Raw genomic sequence first — 21,346 nt, forward strand, 5'->3', positions numbered from 1 at the left:
GGTCACATCGGGCCCCGCCGCGGGGTCTACTGCTACGAACGGCGGGCGGAAGGAACGGGACACGGTGGACACGCTGACCGAGCGGTTCGAGCAGGAGCGGCCGCGGCTGCGGGCGGTCGCCTACCGGATGCTGGGTTCGGCGGCCGAAGCCGACGACGCCGTCCAGGAGGCGTGGCTGCGGTTCCACCGCACCGACGCGCGCGAGATCGACAACATCCCGGCCTGGCTGACCACCGTGGTCGCCCGGGTCTGCTTGTCGCTGCTGCGCACGCGCCGCAACCACCGCGAGGAGCCCCTGGACGGCCAGCCCGAGCGGGACGACGACCGCCGCGACCCCGGGCAGGAGGCGGAGCTGGCCGACACGGTCGGGCTGGCCCTGCTGGTGGTGCTCGACACGCTGGGCCCGGCCGAACGCGTCGCGTTCGTGCTGCACGACATGTTCGCCGTGCCCTTCGACGAGATCGCCCCGGTGATCGGCAAGACCCCGGCCGCGACCCGGCAGCTCGCCAGCCGCGCCCGCCGCCGGGTGAAGGGCGGCGAGGCGCCGGACGCGGACCTGCCCCGGCGGCGCAAGGTCGTCGAAGCCTTCCTGGCTGCCTCCCGCGGCGGCGACTTCGAGGCACTGCTGGCCCTGCTCGACCCGGACGTGGTGCTGCACGCCGACCGGTTCGCCGGTCCCAGCCCGGCGCCGATCGTGCTGCGCGGCGTCGAGAGCGTGCGCCGCGGCGCGATCCTGGCGTCCGAACGGGCCCGCGCCAGCGAACTCGCCCTGGTCGACGGCGCTCCCGGGCTCCTCATGGTGCGTGACGGGCGGCTGGCGGTGGTCCTGGCGTTCCGCGTCGACGACGACCGCATCACGGCCATCGACGTCATCGCCGACCCGGACCGGCTCGCCGCGTTGGAGCTGGCGGTTCTCTAACCCAAGGCAGCGCGAAGGCGTGCTTCGCGCTCTTCGGGCGTCTGACGCGGGCAGCTCACGCACTTCGGGTTGCCGACTTCGTAGATCAGGCAGCAGGAAGCCCGCCGTACGGCCGGTGTGCGGCCCACGCGGACGAAACGCGGCTTCGGCAGGCCCAGGTCGATCGCTTCCACCAGCGGTTCGGCGAGGGTCATCGCGCGCTCCGGATCGGACGTCCACAGCAGCCGGTTGCCGATCGAGTCGGTGGCGATCGCGCCGAGCGCGCGTTCCCTGGCCCCGCTGACGGCGGCGATGGTGGTGATCGCGGTGCCGAGGGCGCCGGACAGGGCGGCGCCGAGCTCGGGGAGGCCGCCGTCGAGCGGACGGGTGGACCGGGCGCCGAGGAACCGCCCGTCGGCGACGAGGTCGAGCTCCACGGCGTCCAGTGAGGGATCGACCGGCGTCCCGGCCACCAGGCCGTCCACCGCCGGCCCGACCAGCACCGACGACAGCGAGTACCACCAGATCGTCCCCAGCACCTCCGGCCGCGCGCAGCCGTACAGCTTCGCCGCGCCGCCGATGCGGGCCCGCACCCACTCCGCGTCCGCGAGCCGGGTCGCGGACGCGGTCCAGTCGGGCTTCACCCCTTCACCCTTCCAGACTCACCGCCGCCGGTACGCCGAGACCGTGAACGACACCGTGACGATCCGCGGCTCGTGAAGCGCGTCGAGCCGCTCCCGGCGCCCGTCGCGGTCCAGGTGGAACGCGGCGGGACCCATCTCGACCGCCTGGCGGACCTGCCGCGGCGTCAGCTCCACCGCGCGCCGGACCTCGGTGCGGTCCGTGCGCGTGAAGTACTCGCCGAGGGTGGCGTCCAGGCGCTCGTCCTTGCGCTCGTCGACGGCCAGGACCAGGTCGCCCAGCTCGCGGAGGTGGTCCGGGGCCGGGGCCGCGACGACCAGGAGACCGCCGGGCCTCAGCACGCGGTGGAACTCCGGCCCGTTGCGCGGCGCGAACACGTTCAACACGACCGACGCCACGCCGTCGCCCACCGGCCACGGCTCCCAGAGGTTCCACACCGCCGCGCCCAGCCGCGGGTGGGCCCGCGCCGCCCGCCGCAGCGCGACCGCCGAGACGTCCAGCGCGAGGCCGAACGCCTCCGACGCCTCCAGTACCCGCGCGAGGTAGTACCCCGTGCCCGCACCGGCGTCGACGACCAGGCCGTCGGCCTCCGCGCAGACGCGGGCCAGCTCGTCCGCCAATGGCTCGTAGGCGCCCGACGCGAGGAAGTCCGCGCGGGCCGCGACCATCGGCGCGGTGTCCGCCGTCCCGGCCGGGATTCGCGCGTGCAACAGGTTCACGTAACCCTGGCGTGCTAGATCGAAAGAGTGGCGGTTCCCGCAACGCAGCGTGCGTCTCGCTGGGCCGATCGGGTCGCCGCACACCGAACACCGCAGTGCGGCGACGACCGGGGGTGGCAGTGGGTCATTCCCGTGGTCGGCCGGTGTCATGGGGGTATTCGACCACGACGTTTCGCAACCGGACACTCGAGCGGGGGTTCTGGGAAACCTGGCCGTAACAACCGGGCGCGGACAGTTCACGCGGGTGAAACCTCGCGAGCCGCCCCGTGAAACACCGCGCGCCAAAACTGCCATCGCACCAACCCAGGGCACGGGAGGACGATGTGCTGAACGCAGGAGACACCGCATGGGTATTGGCCAGCGCCGCGCTGGTCATGCTCATGACCCCAGGACTGGCGTTCTTCTATGGCGGCATGGTCCGCGCGAAGAGCGTCCTGAACATGCTGATGATGAACTTCATCGCGCTGGCCGTCGTGGGGGTGCTGTGGGCCCTGTACGGCTTCTCGATGTCCTTCGGCGACGACGCCTTCGGAGGTTTCCTCGGTAACTTCCACTTCGCCGGCCTCGAAAACACCTTCGGGAAGGTCGCCGGCTTCGCGGTCGCCGCCACCGACACCTCGCCGGCGGTCGCCTGGCCCGGCTCGGACGGCCTGCCCGTCCTCGCCTTCGTGATGTTCCAGCTGATGTTCGCGATCATCACCCCCGCGCTGATCTCCGGCGCCATCGCCGACCGCGCGAAGTTCTGGGGCTGGACGCTGTTCGTCGTCGTCTGGGTGACGGTCGTGTACTTCCCGGTCGCGCACTGGGTGTTCTCGTTCAACGGCTTCATCGGCGAGAACGCCGTCGGCGGCTGGATCGCCAACAACCTCAAGGCACTCGACTTCGCCGGTGGTACCGCGGTCCACATCAACGCCGGTGCCGCGGGCCTGGCGCTGGCCATCGTGCTCGGCAAGCGCAAGGGCTGGCCGAAGGACACCGGCCGCCCGCACAACGTGCCGTTCGTGCTCCTCGGTGCCTCGCTGCTGTGGTTCGGCTGGTACGGCTTCAACGCCGGTTCGGCGCTGGCCGCCAACGACCTCGCCGCCGTCGCGTTCACCAACACCACCGTCGCCACCGCCGCCGCCGTCCTCGGCTGGCTGCTCATCGAGCAGATCAAGTTCGGCAAGCCCACCACCCTCGGCGCGGCCTCCGGCGCGGTCGCCGGCCTGGTCGCCGTCACCCCGGCGTGTGGTTTCGTGAGCCCGCTCGGGGCCATCGCGATCGGCCTCATCGCCGGTGCGGTCTGCGCGCTCGCCATCTCGCTCAAGTTCAAGTTCGGCTTCGACGACTCGCTCGACGTCGTGGGCGTCCACCTGGTCGGCGGTATCGTCGGCACGCTGCTGATCGGCTTCTTCGGCACCACCAGCGTCAACGCGCTCGGTGCGGACGGCCTGTTCTACGGCGGCGGGTTCACCCAGCTGGGCCGCCAGGCCGCGGCCGCCGGTGCGGTGCTCGCGTACTCGTTCGTGCTTTCCTTCATCATCGGCTTCGCGATCAAGAAGGCCGGCGGCTTCCGCGTCAGCACCGAGGACGAGATCACCGGCATCGACGAGGCCCAGCACGCGGAGAGCGCGTACGACTTCACCGGGTCGAGCGGCGGCATCGGCCAGCCGACGACCTTCCCGGTCAAGTCCGCCACCGGCAACGCGAAACTCGAGGAGAGCAAGGCATGAAGCTCATCACGGCGATTGTGAAGCCGTTCACGCTCGACGACGTCCGCTCCGCGCTGGAACAGCTGGGCGTGCTGGGCATGACGGTCAGCGAGGTGCAGGGCTACGGGCGGCAGAAGGGCCACACCGAGGTCTACCGCGGCGCGGAGTACTCGGTGGACTTCGTGGCCAAGCTGAAGGTCGAGGTCGTCACGGACGACACCAACGTGGAGAAGGTCCTGGAGGCCATCACCACGGCCGCGCACACCGGCAAGATCGGTGACGGCAAGGTGTGGGTGACGCCCGTGGAGACCGTCATCCGGGTACGCACCGGCGAGCGCGGCACGGACGCTCTATAAGGCGTCTGGGATGGCCGACGGGGGCGAACTGGTCAAGGCCACCGAGCGTTTGCTCGAGGGCAGGCACGGGAGGCTGGGGGCGTCCGCACTGCGGGCGGCCCTGGTCGACCTCTACGAGTTCTGGCTGGGCAGGGGAGCCTCGGCGGCCGGCGTCGACACCGCGGAACCGGGTGTCGCGCTGGTCGCCGTGGGCGGGCTCGGCCGCCGGGAACTGGTGCCGTTCTCCGATCTCGACCTGCTGCTGGTGCACAACGGCAACAGCGGCGTCGGCGAGATCGCGGACGCGCTCTGGTATCCCTTGTGGGACGCGAAGATCGGGCTCGACCACTCGGTCCGGACACCCGGTGAGGCGCTGAAGGTCGCTTCGGAGGACCTTCGCGTGGCCATGGGCCTGCTCGACGCCCGGCACCTCGCCGGGGACGCCGAGCTGAGCGGCCGCCTGGTGTCCGCGGCGCGGGACCAGTGGCGCCGCACGGCGCGCAAGCAGATCCCGGACATGACGGCGTCGGTCCGGCAACGCTGGGCCCGAAGCGGCGAAATCGCGCAGTCCGCCGAACCGGACCTCAAGCACGGCCGGGGTGGCCTGCGGGACTTCGCCGTCCTGGAAGCCCTCGCCGCGGCGCAGCTCACCGCGCGTCCGGGCGAGGAACTCCTGGAAGCGAAGGGGCTCCTGCTCGACGTCCGCACCGAGCTGCGGCGCGAAATCCGGCGCGAACGGGACGTCCTGTCCGCGCCGGAGGCCGAACTGGTCGCCGCCGAACTCGGCTTCGGGGACCGGTTCACGCTGGCCCGCAAGCTTTCCGGGGCGGGCCGCACGATCGCGTACGCGCTCGACGTCGCCCTCCGGTCCACTGTGGAGCCGCCGAAGACGCGCTTCGGACGGCGCCCGGCCCGGACGCCGCTCGCCGAAAACGTGGTGCTGCACGGCAACGAGGTGGCGCTGGCCCGCGACGCCGTCCCGGCGAAGGACCCGGCGCTGCTGCTGCGGGTCGCCGCGGCGTCGGCGCGCACGGGCAAGCCGATCGCGCTCGGCACGCTCAAGGCACTGGCTGAGTCCGCACCGGAGCTGCGGACCCCGTGGCCGGCCGAGGCGCTGAACGCGCTGGTCGAGCTGCTGGGTGCGGGGAGGGCCTGGTCGACGCGGTCGAATCGCTCGACCGCACCGGATTGTGGTCCCGGCTGTTCCCGGAGTGGGGCGCGGTCCGCGACCTGCCGCCGCGCTCGCCGGTGCACCAGTGGACGGTCGACCGGCACCTGATCCGCACCTGCGTCGAGGCGGCCAAGCTGACCACCACGGTGTCGCGCCCCGACCTGCTGCTGATCGGCGCGCTGCTGCACGACATCGGGAAGGGCCGCGAAGCCGACCACTCGGAGCTGGGCGCCAAGATCTCCCTGCAGGTCGCGACCCGGCTGGGGCTCACCCCGGCCGACGCGGCGACGGTGTCGGCGATGGTCCGCCACCACCTCCTGCTGCCGCACACGGCGACGCGGCGCGACATCAGCGAACCGGCCACGGTGGCGCGGGTGGTCAAGACCCTGGACAGCGACCTCGTCCTGGTCGAGCTGCTGCACGCGCTGACCCGGGCCGACTCGCTGGCCACCGGCCCGGGAGTCTGGACGGACTGGAAGGCGCGCCTGCTGGCGGAGCTGGCGTCGGGCTGCGAAGAAGTGTTGCACGGCACGGGGTTCACGGCCCCGGAACCGATGGACGACGAACAGCGCGAGCTCGTCGCGGCGGCCGTGGCGTCGGGGACGGGCGAGATCCGGATCAGCTCGCACGGCAAGGTGGTCACGGTCGTGCTGGCGGTCCCGGCCCGGGCGGAGCTCCTGGCCCCGGCGGCCGGCGTGCTGGCCCTGAATTCCCTCGAGGTCCATTCGGCGGTCCTGCGCGGTCACGACGGCGGCCGGGCGGGCGTGTTCACGGCGTCCCCAAAGTTCGGGTCGTTGCCGGACGCGACGCTGCTGCGGGAGCAGTTCGCCCGCGCGGTGGCGGGCACGCTGCCGCTGACCCAGCGGCTGGCCGCGAAGGAACGCGACTACGGCGTACCGGCCGAGGCCCCGGTCGCGCCGAAGGTGGTCTGGTTCGACGACGAGACGACGGGCCCGGACACGGTGGTCCTGGAGCTGCGCGCGGCCGACCGGATCGGCCTGCTGTTCCGGGTGGCGGGCGCCTTGCGCCGGTGCGACGCGGAGGTCCGCTGGGCGAAGGCGTCGACGCTGGGTGGCGCGGTGGTGGACTCGTTCGCGGTGACCCCCCGGAGCGGGCGCATCGAGCCGGGCTGGCGGCGTGAAGTGGAACAGGCGGTCCTGGCCGCGGCTTCCTAGCGGCGGCGGGGGAGCCGACGCCGGATGCGCGGCGAGGGTGAGCACCTTCGCGGCGCACCCGGCGCGGCCTTCAGGCGGGGGCGCCGAGCCAGCGGCGGAGTGCTTCGTCCAGTCCTGGCCCGCCGTCCCACGCGACGTACCCGTCGGGCCGGACGAGCCGAGGTGCCGCCCCCTCGCGGCCCTCGACCCGCCCGGCCCACCCCGCCGGCACGGTGGCGCCGACCAGGACCGCGCGGCCGTCCGGGCTGGCCGGGACGTCGGTCGCGCGGCCGGTGATCCCCGGGTACGTCACCCCGATGCCCGACAGCTCCGCGGCGACCGCCCGGCGCGCCTCGGGCACGGCCAGCAGCTCCGTGACCACCGCCCGGACCGCCACCGCGTCCGGGTCGGGGACGCCGAGGACCGCCTGGGCGCGCGTACTGACCAGCACGCGGGCCGCGATCGGGTGACGCTCGTCGTGGTAGCTGTCGAGCAGGCCGTCCGGTGCCGTGCCGTGGACGGTGGCGGCCAGCTTCCAGCCCAGGTTCACCGCGTCCTGCAGGCCCAGGTTGAGCCCCTGGCCGCCGACCGGGAGGTGGATGTGCGCGGCGTCGCCCGCGAACAGCACCCGGCCGTGGCGGTACCGCTCCAGCTGCCGGGACGCGTCGCCGAACCGCGACGCCCACAGCACTTCTCCGACGACGACCCCGGATCCGTGCGCGGCGGTCAGCGCGCGCTGCACTTCGCCGGCGGTGACCGCCGCGTCGCGGTCGAGGCGTTGCTGCTCCTCGCCGAAGACGATCGTGCGGTAGCGACCGCCGGACAGCGGCAGCAGGTAGCCCGACCCCGAGGACGGCAGCTGCCAGTCCTCCGCGAGTCCGGTGGGCTTGGCGGCGAGGGTGATGTCCGCGACGACCAGCGAAATCCGGGCCGAACGGCCGGGGAACGCGGCGCCCATGAGCGTCCGGACCGTGCTGTGCCCGCCGTCGGCGGCGACCAGCCAGCCGGCCCGGTGCTCGCGCCCGCCCGCGGTGACCGTGACGCCGTCGTCGTCCTGCGCCACGGCGGTGACGGCCGCGTCGCGCAGCACCGGCGTGCGCAGCCGCGCCTCGATCGCCGCCGCGACGTGGGCTTGTTCCACGCCGAGCTGGTACGGGAAGCACGTCGGCAGGTCGGTGTAGTCGATCGGGACGCCGGAGAAGTGCCCGGCGGGCAGCTTCGCCCGCACGTGCGGCTCGATCGCGGCGAGCAGGCCGCGGTCGGCCAGCACCTCGACCGACCGGGGCTGCAGGCCCAGCGCTTTCGACTGCGTGGCGCGCTCGGCGTCGCGCTCGAGGACCAGGACGTCGACGCCGGCGCGCTCCAGCTCGAACGCCGTCAGCAGGCCGGTCGGGCCCGCGCCCGCGACCAGGACGTCAGGCATCGAGGTTCTCCTTGCGGAGGTACCAGACGTGCCAGGCGATCAGCAGGGCCAGCGCGCCGAACCAGGTCACGTTGGTGACCAGCGCGATGAGGTCGATCGGCAGCGTGTAGACGAGCACGACGTGCACCACCGCGCTGACCAGCAGCACCGTGCCCCAGGCAGCCGTGTTGATCCGCAGGCCGCGCCGGAACCGGGCGTCGGTGTCCCAGCGAGCCGCCCACGCGTCCGCTCCTTCGGCGCCGCGCTTGACTTCGGCGATCGTGCGGCCGAGCGTCAGCTGCGCCGGGCGGCCGACGAAGACCGTCACCAGCATCCACGCACCGAACAGGCCGCCCAGCGCCGCTGTCCAGCCTTCCCGGATCACCAGCGTGCGCGGGTCGTCCGACAGCAGGCCGAGCACAACCGACAGCACCAGCACGCTCAGCGTGACCAGGGCGACGAGGTCGACCTTCCGGTTGCGGGCGATGGTCCAGAGCACGTACGGCGCGGCCACCAGAACGCCCGCCATCAGCGCCCACCACTGGCTCACCCCCGCGGCGCGCAGGCCGTAGAACAGCGCCATCGGCACGATCACTTCGAACACCACGTTCCGCACGTTGGCGCGGACGACCCGGCGCAGGCCGGCGTCGGGTTCGGTCTTCTGCTCGATCATCATGCGGATCCCCCAGCGGATTCGGGTGCGGTCGCCCGCACGTACAGGTCGGCGAGCTCACGGCCGATGCGCGCGAGCTCGGCGGGTTCGGGCACGTTCGCCGCCGCGGTGGCGACGACGGCATCGAGCCCGGCGGTGAAGGACAGCGCCGCGGTCCGGGCGTCGAAGGCGCCGAAGGCGCCGGCCGCCTGCCCGGTGCGGAAGTGCTCTTCGAACAGCGCGAGCCGCCCGTTGACGGCGTCACTCTGCGAGCCGGCGTTCTTGACCAGGTCGATCAGCGCGCGGACCTCGGTGGGGTGCTCGCCGACGAGGTCGACGTTCGCCTCGACGTAGGCACGCAGCTGCGCGACGTGCCCGACGGCGGCGTCGATGCGCGGCTGCATGAACGCCCCGGTGATCTCTTCGATCTCGGTGACGCACGCCTTGAGCAGGTCTTCCTTGCCCGCGAAGTGGTAGCTGATCATGCCGGTGCTCGACAGGCCGGCGTGCTTCGCGATCCGGCTGAACGACGCCTTGAGGTAGCCGGCTTCGGCGATCACGGCGATCGCGGCCCGCACGATCTGGGCCCGCCGGCCGGACTCGGTGAACGTTCTTGCTCGCATGAGCAAAATTTAGCTCAGTCGAGCAAATCTGACAAGTTGCCTGGTCAGAGCCGGTTTTTGCGGTGGGTCAGGCGGACGCGGTGCCTTCGACGACCTGGTTGCGGCCGGCGTCCTTGGCCCGGTACAGGGCCTTGTCGGCGGCCTGCAGCAGCCGGTCGACGGCCGTGCCGCCGTCCGGGTAGGTCGCGACGCCGATGGAGGCGGACAGGCCGCCGATCGCGCGGATGTGGCTGCCGTCCTCGTACTCGACCCGCAGGGATTCGATCGCCGAGCGGATGCGCTCGGCCACCGCGAGCACGGCCGCCGGCCCGATGTCGGGCAGCAGGACGACGAACTCCTCGCCGCCGAAGCGGCCGACCGAGTCGTAGTCGCGGACGGCGCTCTTGATCGTCGCCGCGACGGCGCGCAGCACGGTGTCGCCCGCGAGGTGCCCGTGCTCGTCGTTGATCAGCTTGAAGTAGTCCAGGTCGATCATCAGCACGCCGAACGTGCTGCGCTTGCTGCGCTGGGCCCGGGCCAGTTCGCGTGAAGCGAGCAGGTGCCACCCGGTCGTGTTGAACAGGCCGGTCTTCTCGTCGGTCGTCGCGGCGATCTCCAGCTGCTTGATGAGCACGGCCCGGTGCAGCACCAGCAGCGGCGGCACGATCGCGACGGCGAGCGCGGGCAGTGTCGCCAGCGTCAACGCCGTGAGCAGGCCCAGGCAGAGCGTCGCGACCTCGAGGAGGTTGTCGCCGAGGCCGCCGAAGAACGCCTTGACCGTGCGTTTGGTGATCGTCAGCGCCGGGACGATGGTGATCGCCGAGACCAGGAAGTACGTCACCGCGGCCAGCGTGATGGCGGTGACGCCGCGCCAGCCCGCCGTCAGCGCGGCGTACATGTCCGGGACGCCGAGGCGGCCCAGGACGAGCTCGGCCGAGTAGCAGGTGATGACGACCAGTGTCGCGTTCAGCGTCATCCGGAACGGCGGCACGCGCTTCATCCGCGCGAGGCTGCGCGTCGCGAGGTGCAGGTACAGGACGGCGATCAGCGCCGTGACGAACGCGGGCGGCAGGAGCAGCACGCCGGCGAACGTCCAGACCGACGTCAGGTTGATGTGCGGGGTGTCGGACACCAGCCGCCGGACGCGTTCGATCTTCCGCCCCAGCTCGGCCTGCAGAACGCCGAGGCAGGAGAGAACGGCCAAGACGACCAGGTCCCACCCGCGCGCGGGCACGCCGACGGCGGCCAGAACGGTGGCGGCGAGCGCCACGGACTCGACGAGGAAGCAGTAGAAGACCAGTGACCCGCGCTGCCGCCAGAGGGTCCAGTGAGCAGGGTTCAGCGCCCCACGGATCCGTCCCGCGCGGGGTTGGGCCGGACGGGCGCCGTCCATACTCAAGGCGGTGCAACTCCCCTGGGTGATCCGACGATCCGCATCCACCCCACCACACCGGGCGCCCGCGATCGATGATTGCCACACGTTCGGAGCAGCGAAGGGAGGCCGCCGTCATGCGCAACCGCGAATCCTGAGCCTCCGCGTCCCGAAGCCCGCCCGAACCGCCGGAGGGAGGCAGTCGTGCGTAATCGCGAGTCCTGAGCCGCTGTGACTGCTGTTTGCCGTGCTGAGAGGAGTGCTGTCGTGCGTAATCGCGAGTCGTGAGGCTGCGCTGTCCGCCACCACGTGCCGAGAGGAGGGCTGTCGTGCGTAATCGCGAGTCCTGAGCCGCTGTGACTGCTGTTTGCCGTGCCGAGAGGAGAGCTGCTGTGCGTAACCGCGAGTCCTGAGTCGCCGTGACCTCTGTTCGCCTGTGTCCGAGAGGAGGGCTGTCGTGCGTAACCGCGAGTCCTGAGCTTCCGTGCCCCTGTTCGCCCGTGCCCGAGAGGAGAGCTGCTGTGCGCAACCGCGAGTCCTGAACCGACGCCCACCCGGCCGACCACACGCCCGAAGGAGAAGCCCCGTGCGCAACCGCGAGTCCTGACCCCAGCCGTGCACCCCGTCCGTTCCCACCCCAGAGAGGAATCGTCACCATGCGCAACCGTGAGTCGTGAATTCCCGCCGGAGGAGGATCCGGCCAACCCGCATCCGCGGGCCGGGGTGGGACCGCTCAGGCGGTCGCGCCGCCGTCGACCACCAGGTCGTGCCCCACGGTGAACGCGGCTTCGTCCGAAGCCAGCCACAACACCGCGGCGGCCACTTCGGCGGTGGCACCCACCCGGCCCAGCGGAATCGCGTTCTTCAACCGCTCGGCGCGGCCGGCGTCCGTCTCGCCGGGGCGCCGGGACATGTCCGTGTCGGTCGCGCCCGGGCTGACGGCGTTGATGCGGACGCCGTCGGCGATGTGGTCGCGCGCCGCCGTCCTGGTCAGCGCGCTCACCGCGGCCTTCGACGCCGCGTAGGCCGCCATGTTCGGCAGCCTGCCGTGCGCGCCGATGTTCGACGCCATGTTGACGATCGCGCCGCCGCCGTGCGCCCGCATGTGCGCGACCTCGTGCTTCAAGCACAGCCACGTCCCGGTGACGTTCGTGCCCATCACCGCACCGAAGTCGTCCTCGCCGAGGTCCGCGGCCGCCGCCGGCGACCCGAGGATGCCCGCGTTGTTGAACGCGACGTCCAGCCCGCCGTGCCGCGCGACGACCGTCTCCACCATCCGCGCCACGTCCGCGGAGTCGGTCACGTCGACGGTCACCGCACTCGCGTCACCGCCGATTTCCTGCACGGCCGCATCGAGCCGCTGCCTGTCGCGCCCGGCGACGACCACCGTCGCGCCTTCGTCCGCGAACGCCCGCGCCGTCGCCCGTCCGATGCCCGAGCCGCCGCCCGTCACCAGGACGACCTTGCCCGCGAAACGTGCCCCCATCGTGTGCCTTCTTTCTGGTCCGATCATTCTTGAATGAGCAGGCGCATGGCCTGAGAGACGGCCGCGTGCACCCGGCTTGCGGCATCGGTGCCCTTGCCCAGGACACGCAACCCCTGAAGCACGGTGAGGAGGAAACGTGCGAGCGTCGCGGGGTCGCTTCCGGCGGGGAGTTCGTCCTGGGCCTTCGCGCGCTCCAGCGCCATGGTGAGCGCGACCTCGAGCGTGTCCCAGCTGCGTTCCACCAGCCGTGCGACTTCGGGGTCGTGGGGGAGCAGTTCGATCGCCGCGTTGACGACGAAGCAGCCCATTCTCGTGTCGTCGCCCAGGATTTCCGCTGTGTAGCCGTCGAACAGCCGGCGCACCGCGGCCACCCCGGAACCCGGCTCCGACAACTGGGCCATCACCCGTGCGTCGGTTCGTTCCGCGTAGCGCTTCAGCGCCGTGACGTAGAGGTCGTGCTTCGTGCCGAAGGTGGCGTACAGACTGGCCTTGGCGACGCCGAGGTGCGTGACGAGGTCACTGACGGACGTCGCCTCGTACCCCTGGCGCCGGAAGAGCGTGAGGGCGCTGTCGCAGGCTTCGCCGACGTCGAACTCCTTGACCCGGGACATGATCGAAACCCTAGCTGTATCTAGAACGATCGGTCAAATATGCGACTGGCGGTGTGTCGCGTCCGGTGACACCGCGTGCGGTGGCACTATGGCTGCTTCGACCGGCCCGAGGGGGTGAGCGATGCAGGATCGGCTGACGCTGCCGCCGACCGTCGTCGCCACCCACCTGCGCTCCTGCGCCGAGGAACTCGCCGCCGGCCTGCGCTGCGGTGGCCCGGGCGCTACGACGGCCGAGCTCACCGACGTCGTCGCCCAGCTGGTCGCCGGCCAGGAAGCCATCTCCCACGCGCTCGCCGGCCTCGCCGCCCGCGTCGAAGGCGGTTCGGCCGCCCTCGCCGCCGCGCCGCCACTGGACGTCGAGGTGGTCACCGAGGTGCTCCGGGCGGCCGCCATCGCCTCCCGGTGCTCGGCGGAGGCGCTCGACGAGGTCACGCCGTCATTCGAATGTGTGAGCGAATCCGTCGCGCCTGACACCCGTTTGTAGCTGTCGATCCGCCGGGGCCGCTGTCTAGCCTGGAGCTGCGGAGGTGGCACGGATGCGCGCAGTGTGGACGGGCACGATCGGCTTCGGCAGTTACGCCATCCCGGTGAAGGCGTACAGCGCCACCGAGGAGCGGGAAATCCCGCTGCACCAGGTGCACGAGACCGACGGCGGCCGCGTCCGCGTCAAGCGCGTGTGCGAGGTCGACGGCGCCGAGGTGCCGCCCGAGGAGATGATCCGCGGCTACCCGGTCCCCGGCGGCGACGTCGTCCTGCTCTCCGACCACGAGCTGGCGTCGCTCCCGATGCCGGGCCGCACGATCGCCATCCGCGGGTTCGCGCCGGTGCCCGACGTCGATCCGCTGTGGTTCGCGAAGAGCTACTACCTCGAACCCGAGCCGGCGGGCACGAAGCCGTACGTGCTGTTCAGCGAGGCGCTCCAGCAGTCGGGCCGGCTCGCGCTGGTCAGCGTCGCGCTGCGCCGCCGCGAGACGCTCGGTGCGCTGCGCGTGCGCGACCAGGTGATCATGCTGGAGACGATGCGGTGGCCGGACGAGGTGCGCACCCCCGACTTCCCCTTCCAGCACGCCGACGTCGACATCCGCCCCGGCGAGCTGCGGCGCGCGGTGAACCTGGTCGAGGAGCTGACCGGCGAGTTCGACCCCGCCCGGTACCCCGACCGTTACCGCGAGGCCTTCCAAGCGTTGGTCCAAGCGAAGATCGACGGTGCCGAGGTGGTCCAGCCGACGGCCGCCGAACAGGCCGAAGGCGTCACCCGCCTGCTGGCGGCGTTGCAGGAGAGCGCCGCCGAAGCGGAGGACGAGCGCAACGCGGCCGTCGTGAAGGCCAAGGCGGCGGCCTCGAGGGCCGCGAAGGCGCGTACGACGGCGAAGCGAGCCGCGACGCGCAGCCGGGGACGCACCAAGGCGTCCGGCTGAGTATTACTACCCACGGGTAATTGAGGGTTCTCACACTGAACCCGCCGCCCTCGGCGCGGCAGACTTCCTTCTGCCAGCGGATACCGGATCGCTGGTGAGGGGGGAAGTCCGGACGGCCCCTGGGGAGGTGAGCCGTCCAGGCGCCAGGGTTCCGGGGGCGGGCCGGAGGAGGAGCGGTCCGTTTCCGGAACCCGTCCCGCACCGCGGGGAGGCGGCGCGGGACAAAGGGGGTGTCCGAAGGCTGCCGTGGAGGGATCGAGGGGTCTCCACGGCAGCTTTCAGGCGTCCGCGACCCGGATCAGCAGGTCGGCGGCCAGCCTGAGCAGCTGACGCTCGGTCGGCGACAACGTCGATTCGAGCGCCCCGGCCAGCCAGCGTTCGCGTTGGGCGCTGTACTCGCGCAGCACGGCCAGCCCGTTCGCGTTGATGCTGATCCGCGAGCGGCGCCCGTCGTCGGGATCCGGCTCGCGCTCGATCAGCCCCCGGATGGTGAGCGCCGCCAGGATCCGGGTGAGCGACTGCGGTTGCAGCCGTTCCGCCTCGGCCAGCTCGGTCGGCGTCTGCGTGCCTGCCCGGTAGAGCCGGCTCAGCACCGCGAGCAACGCCGGCCCCGGGCTGGTCCGGTCCGCCTCGGCGCGCATCCGCCAGTTCAGCCGTCCGACGCCTTCGCGCACCCGTCGGGACAGGTCGGCGAGCTCCGCCTCCGCGGTGATCCGCGCGGCGGTCTCCTCCAGGGGCCGGGCCGGTTCGGTGTGCATGGACCCACATTAGGTGGTTCCCCGCACCAGCCGGGCATAACGCCCATCGCGCGCCAGCAGCTCCTCATGCGTCCCCCGTTCCACGATCCGGCCCTCGTGCAGTACCACGATCTGGTCCGCGTGCTCCACAGTGGACAGCCGGTGCGCGATCATCAGCGTCGTGCGGCCCGCGGCGAGCCGGTCGAGCTCGGCCTGCACCGAGCGTTCGGTGCGGTTGTCGAGCGCGCTGGTCGCCTCGTCGAGGATGAGCACGGGTGGGCTGCGCAGCATGATCCGGGCGATCGCCATCCGCTGCTTTTCCCCACCGGAGAACCGGTAGCCCCGCTGGCCGACGACCGTGTCGTACCCTTCCGACAGCCCGGCCAGGGTGTCGTGGATGTGCGCGGCCTTGGCCGCCCGCTCGATCTCGTCGTCCGTCGCGTCCGGCTTGGCGAAGCGCAGGTTCTCCCGCACGGTGTCGTGGAAGAGGTAGGTCTCCTGCGACACCAGCCCGACGCCGGCCGCGAGGGAAGCCAGCGTGACGTCCCGGATGTCGGTGCCGTCGATCGTCACCGAACCACTGCTCACCTCGTACAGCCGGGCGACCAGGTAGGCGAGTGTCGTCTTGCCCGAGCCGGTCGAGCCGACCAGGGCCGTCGTGGTCCCGGCCGGCACGTCGAGGTCGATCTCGTGCAGGGTCGGCGGGCCGGCCGTGTCCGATGCGTCGTAGCGGAAGGAGACGCCGCGCATCGAGACGTCACCGCGGCGCACCTCCAGCTCGCGCGCCCCCGGCTTGTCCGCGATCTCCACCGGCAGGTCCAGGACCTCGAAGATGCGGCCGAACAGCGCCTTCGACGTCGCGACGTTCTGCCCGATCGTCTGCATCGCGCTCGCCGGCGCGACCAGCCGGTTGAGCATGCTGGTGAACGCCACGACGGTGCCGAGCGAGATCGGCGACGCACCACCCGCCAGCGCCAGCCCGGCGATCCAGTAGACCAGCGCCGGGATCACGGTGAGGCTCATCGCCCGCGACGCCGTCTGCCAGCGGCCGGCCAGCGCGGCGGCCCGCTCGAGCGACGCGATCTCCCGCGACTCCGCCCCGAAGCGCTCGCGCATCGCCCGCTCGTTGCCCATCGTCTTGGCGAGCAGCACCCCGGAGACCGACAGGGACTCCTCGACCATCGTCGTCAGCCGGGCCATCCGGCGGGTCCGGCCGCGGGCCAGGTTCCGCCGCTTCTTCCCCAGCCGGAGGGTGAACAGCAGGAACAGCGGCACGACGACCAGGGAGAGCGCCGCGAGCTGCCAGTCGAGCAGGACCAGGGCCACCGTGATGGCGATCGTCGTGGTCGCGTTCTGCACCATCGACCCGGCGGTCGTGGTGATCACGTTGTCGACCCCGCCGATGTCGTTGAACACCCGCGAGAGCACTTCGCCGCTCTTCGTCCGAGTGAAGAAGCCGAGCGACATCCGCTGCAGGTGGCCGTAGACCGAGACGCGCAGCTCGTTCATGACCCGTTGCCCGATGGTGTTGGACAGCCCCGTGGTCGCGACGCCGAGGGAGCCGCTGCCGACCGCGCAGACGATCATCCCGGCCGCCAGCAGGCTGATCAGCAGGGTGTCGCGGTGCGGCAGGGCGTCGTCGAGGATCTCGCGCAGCAGGAACGGCGAGACGACCCCGAGGCCGGCCTGCACGACGATCAGCGCGAACAGCGCGCCGAGCGGCCCGCGGTGCGGGCGGAACAGCCCGGCGATCCGCCGCAGCGGCACGGGTGCGTCGGCGTCGGTGGCCGGTTCGCTCAGGACGGGGACGGCGGTCATGCACCTATGTTTACCAAATTCGGCCGCCCAAGCCACTGATTTTCGCCACATCACACGAAAGTGTCGCGTGTCGCTGCTAAACGTACGTTTAGCATTGCCTGCATACCCGCGAGCGAGGGAGCCGGAGCGACTACCCTCGACATGGCCGGCCGAGTCCGGCGCGCCACCATCGACCCAGCTGGAGCGTGCACACCCGTGTTCGACACCCTGTCCGATCGGCTCACCGCCGCCCTGCAGACGCTCACGCGCAAGGGCAAGCTGTCCGACGCCGACATCGACGCCACCGCGCGCGAGATCCGCATCGCGCTGCTGGAGGCCGACGTCGCCCTCGGCGTGGTCAAGACCTTCATCGCGAAGATCAAGGAGCGGGCGAAGGGCGCCGAGGTCTCGCAGGCGCTCAACCCCGCGCAGCAGGTCATCAAGATCGTCAACGAGGAGCTCGTCGGGATCCTCGGCGGCGAGACGCGCCGGCTCAACCTGGCCAAGACCCCGCCGACCGTGATCATGCTGGCCGGCCTGCAAGGTGCCGGTAAGACGACGCTCGCCGGCAAGCTCGCGCTGTGGCTGAAGAAGCAGGGCCACGCGCCGATGCTGGTCGCCTGTGACCTCCAGCGCCCGAACGCCGTCACGCAGCTGCAGGTCGTCGGCGAGCGTGCCGGCGTCGTCACCTTCGCGCCCGAGCCCGGCAACGGCGTCGGCGATCCGGTCGACGTCGCCCGCCGCGCCATCGCCGAGGCGAAGCACGCGCAGCACGACGTCGTCGTGGTCGACACCGCGGGCCGCCTGGGTGTCGACGAAGAGCTGATGAAGCAGGCCGCGGACATCCGCGACGCGGTCGAGCCGGACGAGGTCCTGTTCGTCGTCGACGCGATGATCGGCCAGGACGCCGTGACCACGGCCCAGGCGTTCCAGGACGGCGTCGGCTTCAGCGGTGTCGTGCTCACCAAGCTCGACGGCGACGCCCGCGGTGGTGCCGCGCTGAGCGTCCGCGAGGTCACCGGCCAGCCGATCCTCTTCGCCTCCAACGGCGAGAAGCTCGAAGACTTCGACACCTTCCACCCGGACCGGATGGCGTCGCGGATCCTCGGCATGGGTGACGTGCTCACCCTGATCGAGCAGGCCGAGCAGGCCTTCGACCAGAAGCAGGCGGAAAAGACCGCCGAGAAGCTCTCCAGCGGCCAGCTCACCCTGGAGGACTTCCTCGAGCAGATGCTCGCGGTCCGCAAGATGGGCCCGATCGGCAACCTGCTCGGCATGCTCCCGGGCGCCGGCCAGATGAAGGACCAGCTCGCCCAGGTCGACGACAAGCACCTCGACAAGCTGCAGGCGATCATCCGCGGCATGACCCCGGCCGAGCGCGAAGATCCGAAGATGATCAACGGGTCGCGGCGGCTGCGCATCGCCAACGGCTCCGGCGTCACCGTCCGCGAGGTCAACGACCTGGTCAACCGGTTCTTCGAGGCCCGCAAGATGATGGCCCAGATGGCCGGCCGGTTCGGCTTCGGTGGCGGGGGCGGCAGCTCCAAGCGCAAGGGCAAGAAGGGCAAGAAGGGCGGGCGCGGCCCGACCCAGCCCAAGGTCCGCGGCGGCTTCCCCGGCGGCATGCCGATGCTGCCCCCGGGCGGGCAGATGCCGGGCGGCATGCCCGACCTCTCCCAGCTGGGTGGCATGAACGACGTCCCGGGCTTCGACCCGACGAAGTTCAAGCTGCCGAAGAACCCCAAGGACAATTGAGCCGCGCTTTGGAGAAAACGCTGCACGCCGCCGGGGTGATCCTGCCCGGCGGCGAGCCGGGGGAGCTGTGGATCACCGGCGGCCGGATCTCGTTCGAGCCGGTGCCGGACGCCGAGAGCCTCGGCCGGGACGTCTTCCTCGTGCCCGGCCTGGTCGACGCGCACTGCCACCCCGGCATCGGCGTCGGCGGCGCCGTGTCGCTGGCGGAAGCGGCCGAGCAGGCGATCACCGACCGGAACGCCGGGACGCTGCTCATCCGCGACTGCGGCCTGCCGATCGACGTCCGGCCGCTGCAGCGGCGGGCGGACCTGCCGACGATCATCCGCGCCGGGCGGCACCTCGCCCTCACCAAGCGGTACATCCCCGGCCTCGGCATCGAGCTGGACGACCCCGCACAGCTGCCGGAGGCCGTCGCCGAGCAGGCCCGCGACGGCGACGGCTGGGTCAAGCTCGTCGGCGACTGGATCGACCGCGGCGTGGGCGACCTGGCGCCGCTGTGGCCGGACGACGTCCTGGCCGAAGCCGTCAAAGTGGCGCACGACCACGGCGCCCGCGTCACCGCGCACGTGTTCGGCGAAGCGGCCTTGCCGGGGCTGATCGCGTCCGGCATCGACTGCCTCGAACACGGCACCGGCCTGAGCGCCGATCAGCTGGCCGAGCTGGCGCGCCACGACGTCGCGCTGGTCCCGACGCTGATCAACATCGAGAACTTCCCGGGCATCGCCGACAAGGCGGGCAAGTACCCGGCCTACGCGGCGCACATGAGGGCGTTGCACGCCGGCGTCGGCGAGATGGTCGCTTCGGCCATCGAAGCCGGCGTACGCGTCTTCGCGGGCAGCGACGCCGGGGGCATGGTCGAGCACGGCAGGCTCGTCGACGAGATCGAGGCGCTCCACCGGGCGGGCATGACCCGCGAGCAGGCGCTCGCGAGCGCGTCCTGGGCCGCCCGCGACTGGCTCGGCCACCCCGGCCTCGACGACGGCGCGCCCGCCGACCTGCTCGTGTACCCGAGCGATCCGCGCGAGGACCTGGGCGTCCTCCGGCATCCTTCGCACGTCGTGCTCGGCGGCGTCGTGTACGCCTAGACCCCCGCTGATTTCCTTGCGGGGTCGGCACTTTAGCGTGGGGTGCGTGACGGACGACGACGGCGCACGGCGCGTGCTCGGGGCGCATTGGTGTTTCGTGGCGTTCTTCGCGGGCATCGCCGGCTACTACCTGGCCAACCTGATCATCGCCGCGGCGGTCAACCGCAACGTCGGCGAGTTCGACCCCCTCGAGCTGCACGACATCGGCCCGCTCCTGCTGTTGGCGTTCGTGCCCAACCTGCTGCTCGGCCTCGGCCCGGCCGCCGGCTCGTGGCGGTGGGGGCAGGGCCTGCGCACCGACTTCGGTCTCGTGCCGACCTGGCGCGACGTCCGGATCGGCCTCGCCTGCGGGGTGCTCGCGCTGGTCGTCGGCTACCTGCTCAACCTGATGCTGATCGCGGTCTACGGCGCCGACGACGTCTCCGACAGCCCGCTGACCGACCTCGCCGACACCTTCGACGGCGACACGGTGTGGCTGGTGCTCGCGGCGGTGATCGTCATCGCCGGCGCGCCGATCACCGAGGAACTGCTGGTCCGCGGCACGCTCTGGAACGCGCTGTCGGTCCACCGGGTCCCGCCGTGGGCGGTGCTCGTGCTCACCTCGCTCGTGTTCGCCCAGCTGCACGGCGAGCCGACCCGCACCATCGCGCTGTTCGGCCAGGGCATCGCGATGGGGCTGGCCCGGTACCTCTCGGGCCGGGTGAGCGCCGGGGTGATCGCCCACGCGGCCAACAACCTGCCGCCCGCGGTGCTGCTGTTCGTCGCGCACTGAACGTTGCGAAGATCGATGGACAGTAGCTGGACGGATACTGTGAGATCACATCCCGGCGGCTAGGCTCGACGCAGGAGCCGAGCGACGCGGAGGGCAAGGCGTGACCACTTCCCAGCCCCGGGACCCGGCTCCCGACGCGACACCGTTCCCCGAACCCGAGGAGCCCGCCGCGACCGCCTTCCTGCCGCCCTCGCCGCGGCACCGGTGGGGTTTCGGGGCGTTCCTGCTCGTCGAGGGCGTGCTGCTGGCGTCCGCGGCCTTCGTGTCCGTCCTCGTCGGCGACACCGGCCCCGGCCCGCTGCCGATGCGCGTCGTGCTGCTCGGCACCATGCTGCCGACGATGATCGCGGCCGGCGTCGCGGTGCTGATCACCTTCGTCCGCGGCAACGGCCCCGTGTCCGACCTGCGGCTCGAGTGGCGCTGGGCCGACGTGAAGACCGGGTTCCGGTACGGCTGCGTCGGGCTCGTCTTCACCACCCTCGCCGCCTACCTGTGGACGCGGCTGGTCGGCGACGCGAACGCCACGTCGGCGATCAGCTCGCTGGTCGAGGACCGCCGGATGTCGGTTTCCGCGGCCCTGGTGATGTTCGTCTACCTCTGGCTGCTCGGCCCGATCTGCGAGGAGATCATCTACCGCGGCCTGCTCTGGGGTGCCGCGGAACAGCTGCAGTGGCGCAGCGAGCGCTGGGGCCGCGTGGCGGCGTTCCTGCTGTCCACGGCGGTGTTCGCGGCCAGCCACCTCGAGCCACTCCGAACGACGTTGCTGCTGGTCATCGCGGTGCCGATCGGCTTGGTGCGGTTGGTCACCGGCCGCCTGCCGGGTAGCATCGTCGCGCACCAGGTGAACAACTTCCTGCCGGCGCTGACCATCCTGCTCGGGGCGCTCGGGGTGGCCTCTTTCTAGGCCTGTTTCGGGTCCCGGGAGCGCCGTCTGGCAGAATGGTGCACTGCCTGCTTCCGCCGGACCCTCTCACCGTGCGAAAGCTCCTGACCTTCGGGTGCCCGCGTCCGTGTCCCCACTCGGCCCGCGTGCGCCCAGCCCAGCAC

At 71.7% G+C, this 21,346-nt stretch carries 19 protein-coding genes and 1 pseudogene; 10 read left to right on the plus strand and 10 right to left on the minus strand.

Features of this window, described 5'->3' with window-relative positions; all coding sequences use genetic code 11:
* Nucleotides 1-64: 64 nt before the first annotated feature.
* A complete protein-coding gene (locus QRY02_RS47455) occupies nt 65-919 on the plus strand; it encodes a sigma-70 family RNA polymerase sigma factor (RefSeq protein ID WP_285989229.1) in 855 nt (284 codons plus the stop codon).
* Here the strand turns inward: QRY02_RS47455 and QRY02_RS47460 are convergent.
* Nucleotides 916-1,542, minus strand: coding sequence for a (2Fe-2S)-binding protein (locus QRY02_RS47460; protein WP_285989230.1), 627 nt, complete (start codon nt 1,540-1,542; stop codon nt 916-918). The genes QRY02_RS47455 and QRY02_RS47460 overlap by 4 nt on opposite strands.
* An 18-nt stretch (nt 1,543-1,560) precedes the next feature.
* The gene (locus QRY02_RS47465; protein ID WP_353068498.1) at nt 1,561-2,409 is read right to left on the minus strand and encodes a putative RNA methyltransferase; all 849 of its coding nucleotides are present in this window, start codon (nt 2,407-2,409) and stop codon (nt 1,561-1,563) included.
* 173 nt (nt 2,410-2,582) lie between these two features.
* Here QRY02_RS47465 and QRY02_RS47470 point away from each other — a divergent pair, with 173 nt between their 5' ends.
* The 3 genes and pseudogenes from QRY02_RS47470 (at nt 2,583) to QRY02_RS47480 (ending at nt 6,631) form a co-directional block, all read left to right on the plus strand.
* Entirely contained in the window at nt 2,583-3,971 is a 1,389-nt protein-coding gene (locus tag QRY02_RS47470; protein WP_285989232.1) for an ammonium transporter, read from the plus strand.
* A complete protein-coding gene (locus tag QRY02_RS47475) occupies nt 3,968-4,306 on the plus strand; it encodes a P-II family nitrogen regulator (protein ID WP_013223833.1) in 339 nt (112 codons plus the stop codon). The genes QRY02_RS47470 and QRY02_RS47475 overlap by 4 nt, the downstream gene beginning before the upstream one ends.
* A 10-nt stretch (nt 4,307-4,316) precedes the next feature.
* Nucleotides 4,317-6,631, plus strand: a pseudogene (locus QRY02_RS47480) ([protein-PII] uridylyltransferase).
* Nucleotides 6,632-6,701: 70 nt separating this feature from the next.
* Here the strand turns inward: QRY02_RS47480 and QRY02_RS47485 are convergent.
* The 6 genes from QRY02_RS47485 to QRY02_RS47510 all read right to left on the minus strand — a co-directional run bounded on the left by QRY02_RS47485 (nt 6,702) and on the right by QRY02_RS47510 (nt 12,735).
* Nucleotides 6,702-8,033, minus strand: coding sequence for an FAD-dependent oxidoreductase (locus QRY02_RS47485; RefSeq protein ID WP_285989233.1), 1,332 nt, complete (start codon nt 8,031-8,033; stop codon nt 6,702-6,704).
* Nucleotides 8,026-8,688 (minus strand): VC0807 family protein, encoded by a 663-nt coding sequence (locus QRY02_RS47490; RefSeq protein WP_353068501.1) that lies wholly within the window; start codon nt 8,686-8,688, stop codon nt 8,026-8,028. Before QRY02_RS47490 ends, QRY02_RS47485 begins: the two co-directional genes overlap by 8 nt.
* Entirely contained in the window at nt 8,685-9,287 is a 603-nt protein-coding gene (locus tag QRY02_RS47495; RefSeq protein ID WP_285989235.1) for a TetR/AcrR family transcriptional regulator, read from the minus strand. Before QRY02_RS47495 ends, QRY02_RS47490 begins: the two co-directional genes overlap by 4 nt.
* A 67-nt stretch (nt 9,288-9,354) precedes the next feature.
* Complete coding sequence (locus tag QRY02_RS47500) at nt 9,355-10,659, minus strand: GGDEF domain-containing protein (RefSeq protein WP_285989236.1); 1,305 nt, start codon at nt 10,657-10,659, stop codon at nt 9,355-9,357.
* Between the two features lie 712 nt (nt 10,660-11,371).
* Nucleotides 11,372-12,124, minus strand: coding sequence for a glucose 1-dehydrogenase (locus QRY02_RS47505; protein ID WP_285989237.1), 753 nt, complete (start codon nt 12,122-12,124; stop codon nt 11,372-11,374).
* Between the two features lie 23 nt (nt 12,125-12,147).
* Nucleotides 12,148-12,735, minus strand: coding sequence for a TetR/AcrR family transcriptional regulator (locus QRY02_RS47510; RefSeq protein ID WP_285989238.1), 588 nt, complete (start codon nt 12,733-12,735; stop codon nt 12,148-12,150).
* A gap of 121 nt (nt 12,736-12,856) precedes the next feature.
* Here QRY02_RS47510 and QRY02_RS47515 point away from each other — a divergent pair, with 121 nt between their 5' ends.
* Complete coding sequence (locus QRY02_RS47515) at nt 12,857-13,219, plus strand: hypothetical protein (protein ID WP_103343707.1); 363 nt, start codon at nt 12,857-12,859, stop codon at nt 13,217-13,219.
* A gap of 52 nt (nt 13,220-13,271) precedes the next feature.
* The gene (ku, locus tag QRY02_RS47520; protein ID WP_285989239.1) at nt 13,272-14,153 is read left to right on the plus strand and encodes a non-homologous end joining protein Ku; all 882 of its coding nucleotides are present in this window, start codon (nt 13,272-13,274) and stop codon (nt 14,151-14,153) included.
* 278 nt (nt 14,154-14,431) lie between these two features.
* Here ku and QRY02_RS47525 read toward each other — a convergent pair whose 3' ends face one another.
* Nucleotides 14,432-14,911: a MarR family winged helix-turn-helix transcriptional regulator gene (locus tag QRY02_RS47525; RefSeq protein WP_285989240.1), complete on the minus strand. Its 480-nt coding sequence runs from the start codon at nt 14,909-14,911 to the stop codon at nt 14,432-14,434.
* A 9-nt stretch (nt 14,912-14,920) separates the two neighbouring features.
* Nucleotides 14,921-16,708 carry an ABC transporter ATP-binding protein gene (locus QRY02_RS47530; RefSeq protein WP_285989241.1) on the minus strand — a complete coding sequence of 596 codons (1,788 nt, stop codon included), beginning with the start codon at nt 16,706-16,708 and terminating at the stop codon, nt 14,921-14,923.
* Nucleotides 16,709-16,903: 195 nt separating this feature from the next.
* Here QRY02_RS47530 and ffh point away from each other — a divergent pair, with 195 nt between their 5' ends.
* The 4 genes from ffh to QRY02_RS47550 all read left to right on the plus strand — a co-directional run bounded on the left by ffh (nt 16,904) and on the right by QRY02_RS47550 (nt 21,203).
* Entirely contained in the window at nt 16,904-18,442 is a 1,539-nt protein-coding gene (gene ffh, locus QRY02_RS47535; protein WP_285989242.1) for a signal recognition particle protein, read from the plus strand.
* Between the two features lie 8 nt (nt 18,443-18,450).
* On the plus strand, nt 18,451-19,527 hold the full coding sequence (locus QRY02_RS47540) for an amidohydrolase family protein (protein WP_285994115.1): 1,077 nt from the start codon (nt 18,451-18,453) through the stop codon (nt 19,525-19,527).
* Nucleotides 19,528-19,573: 46 nt separating this feature from the next.
* A complete protein-coding gene (locus QRY02_RS47545) occupies nt 19,574-20,299 on the plus strand; it encodes a CPBP family intramembrane glutamic endopeptidase (protein ID WP_285989243.1) in 726 nt (241 codons plus the stop codon).
* Nucleotides 20,300-20,399: 100 nt separating this feature from the next.
* Nucleotides 20,400-21,203, plus strand: coding sequence for a CPBP family intramembrane glutamic endopeptidase (locus QRY02_RS47550; protein WP_285989244.1), 804 nt, complete (start codon nt 20,400-20,402; stop codon nt 21,201-21,203).
* Nucleotides 21,204-21,346 lie beyond the last annotated feature (143 nt).

Source organism: Amycolatopsis sp. DG1A-15b (genome assembly GCF_030285645.1).
Classification (GTDB): Bacteria; Actinomycetota; Actinomycetes; order Mycobacteriales; family Pseudonocardiaceae; genus Amycolatopsis.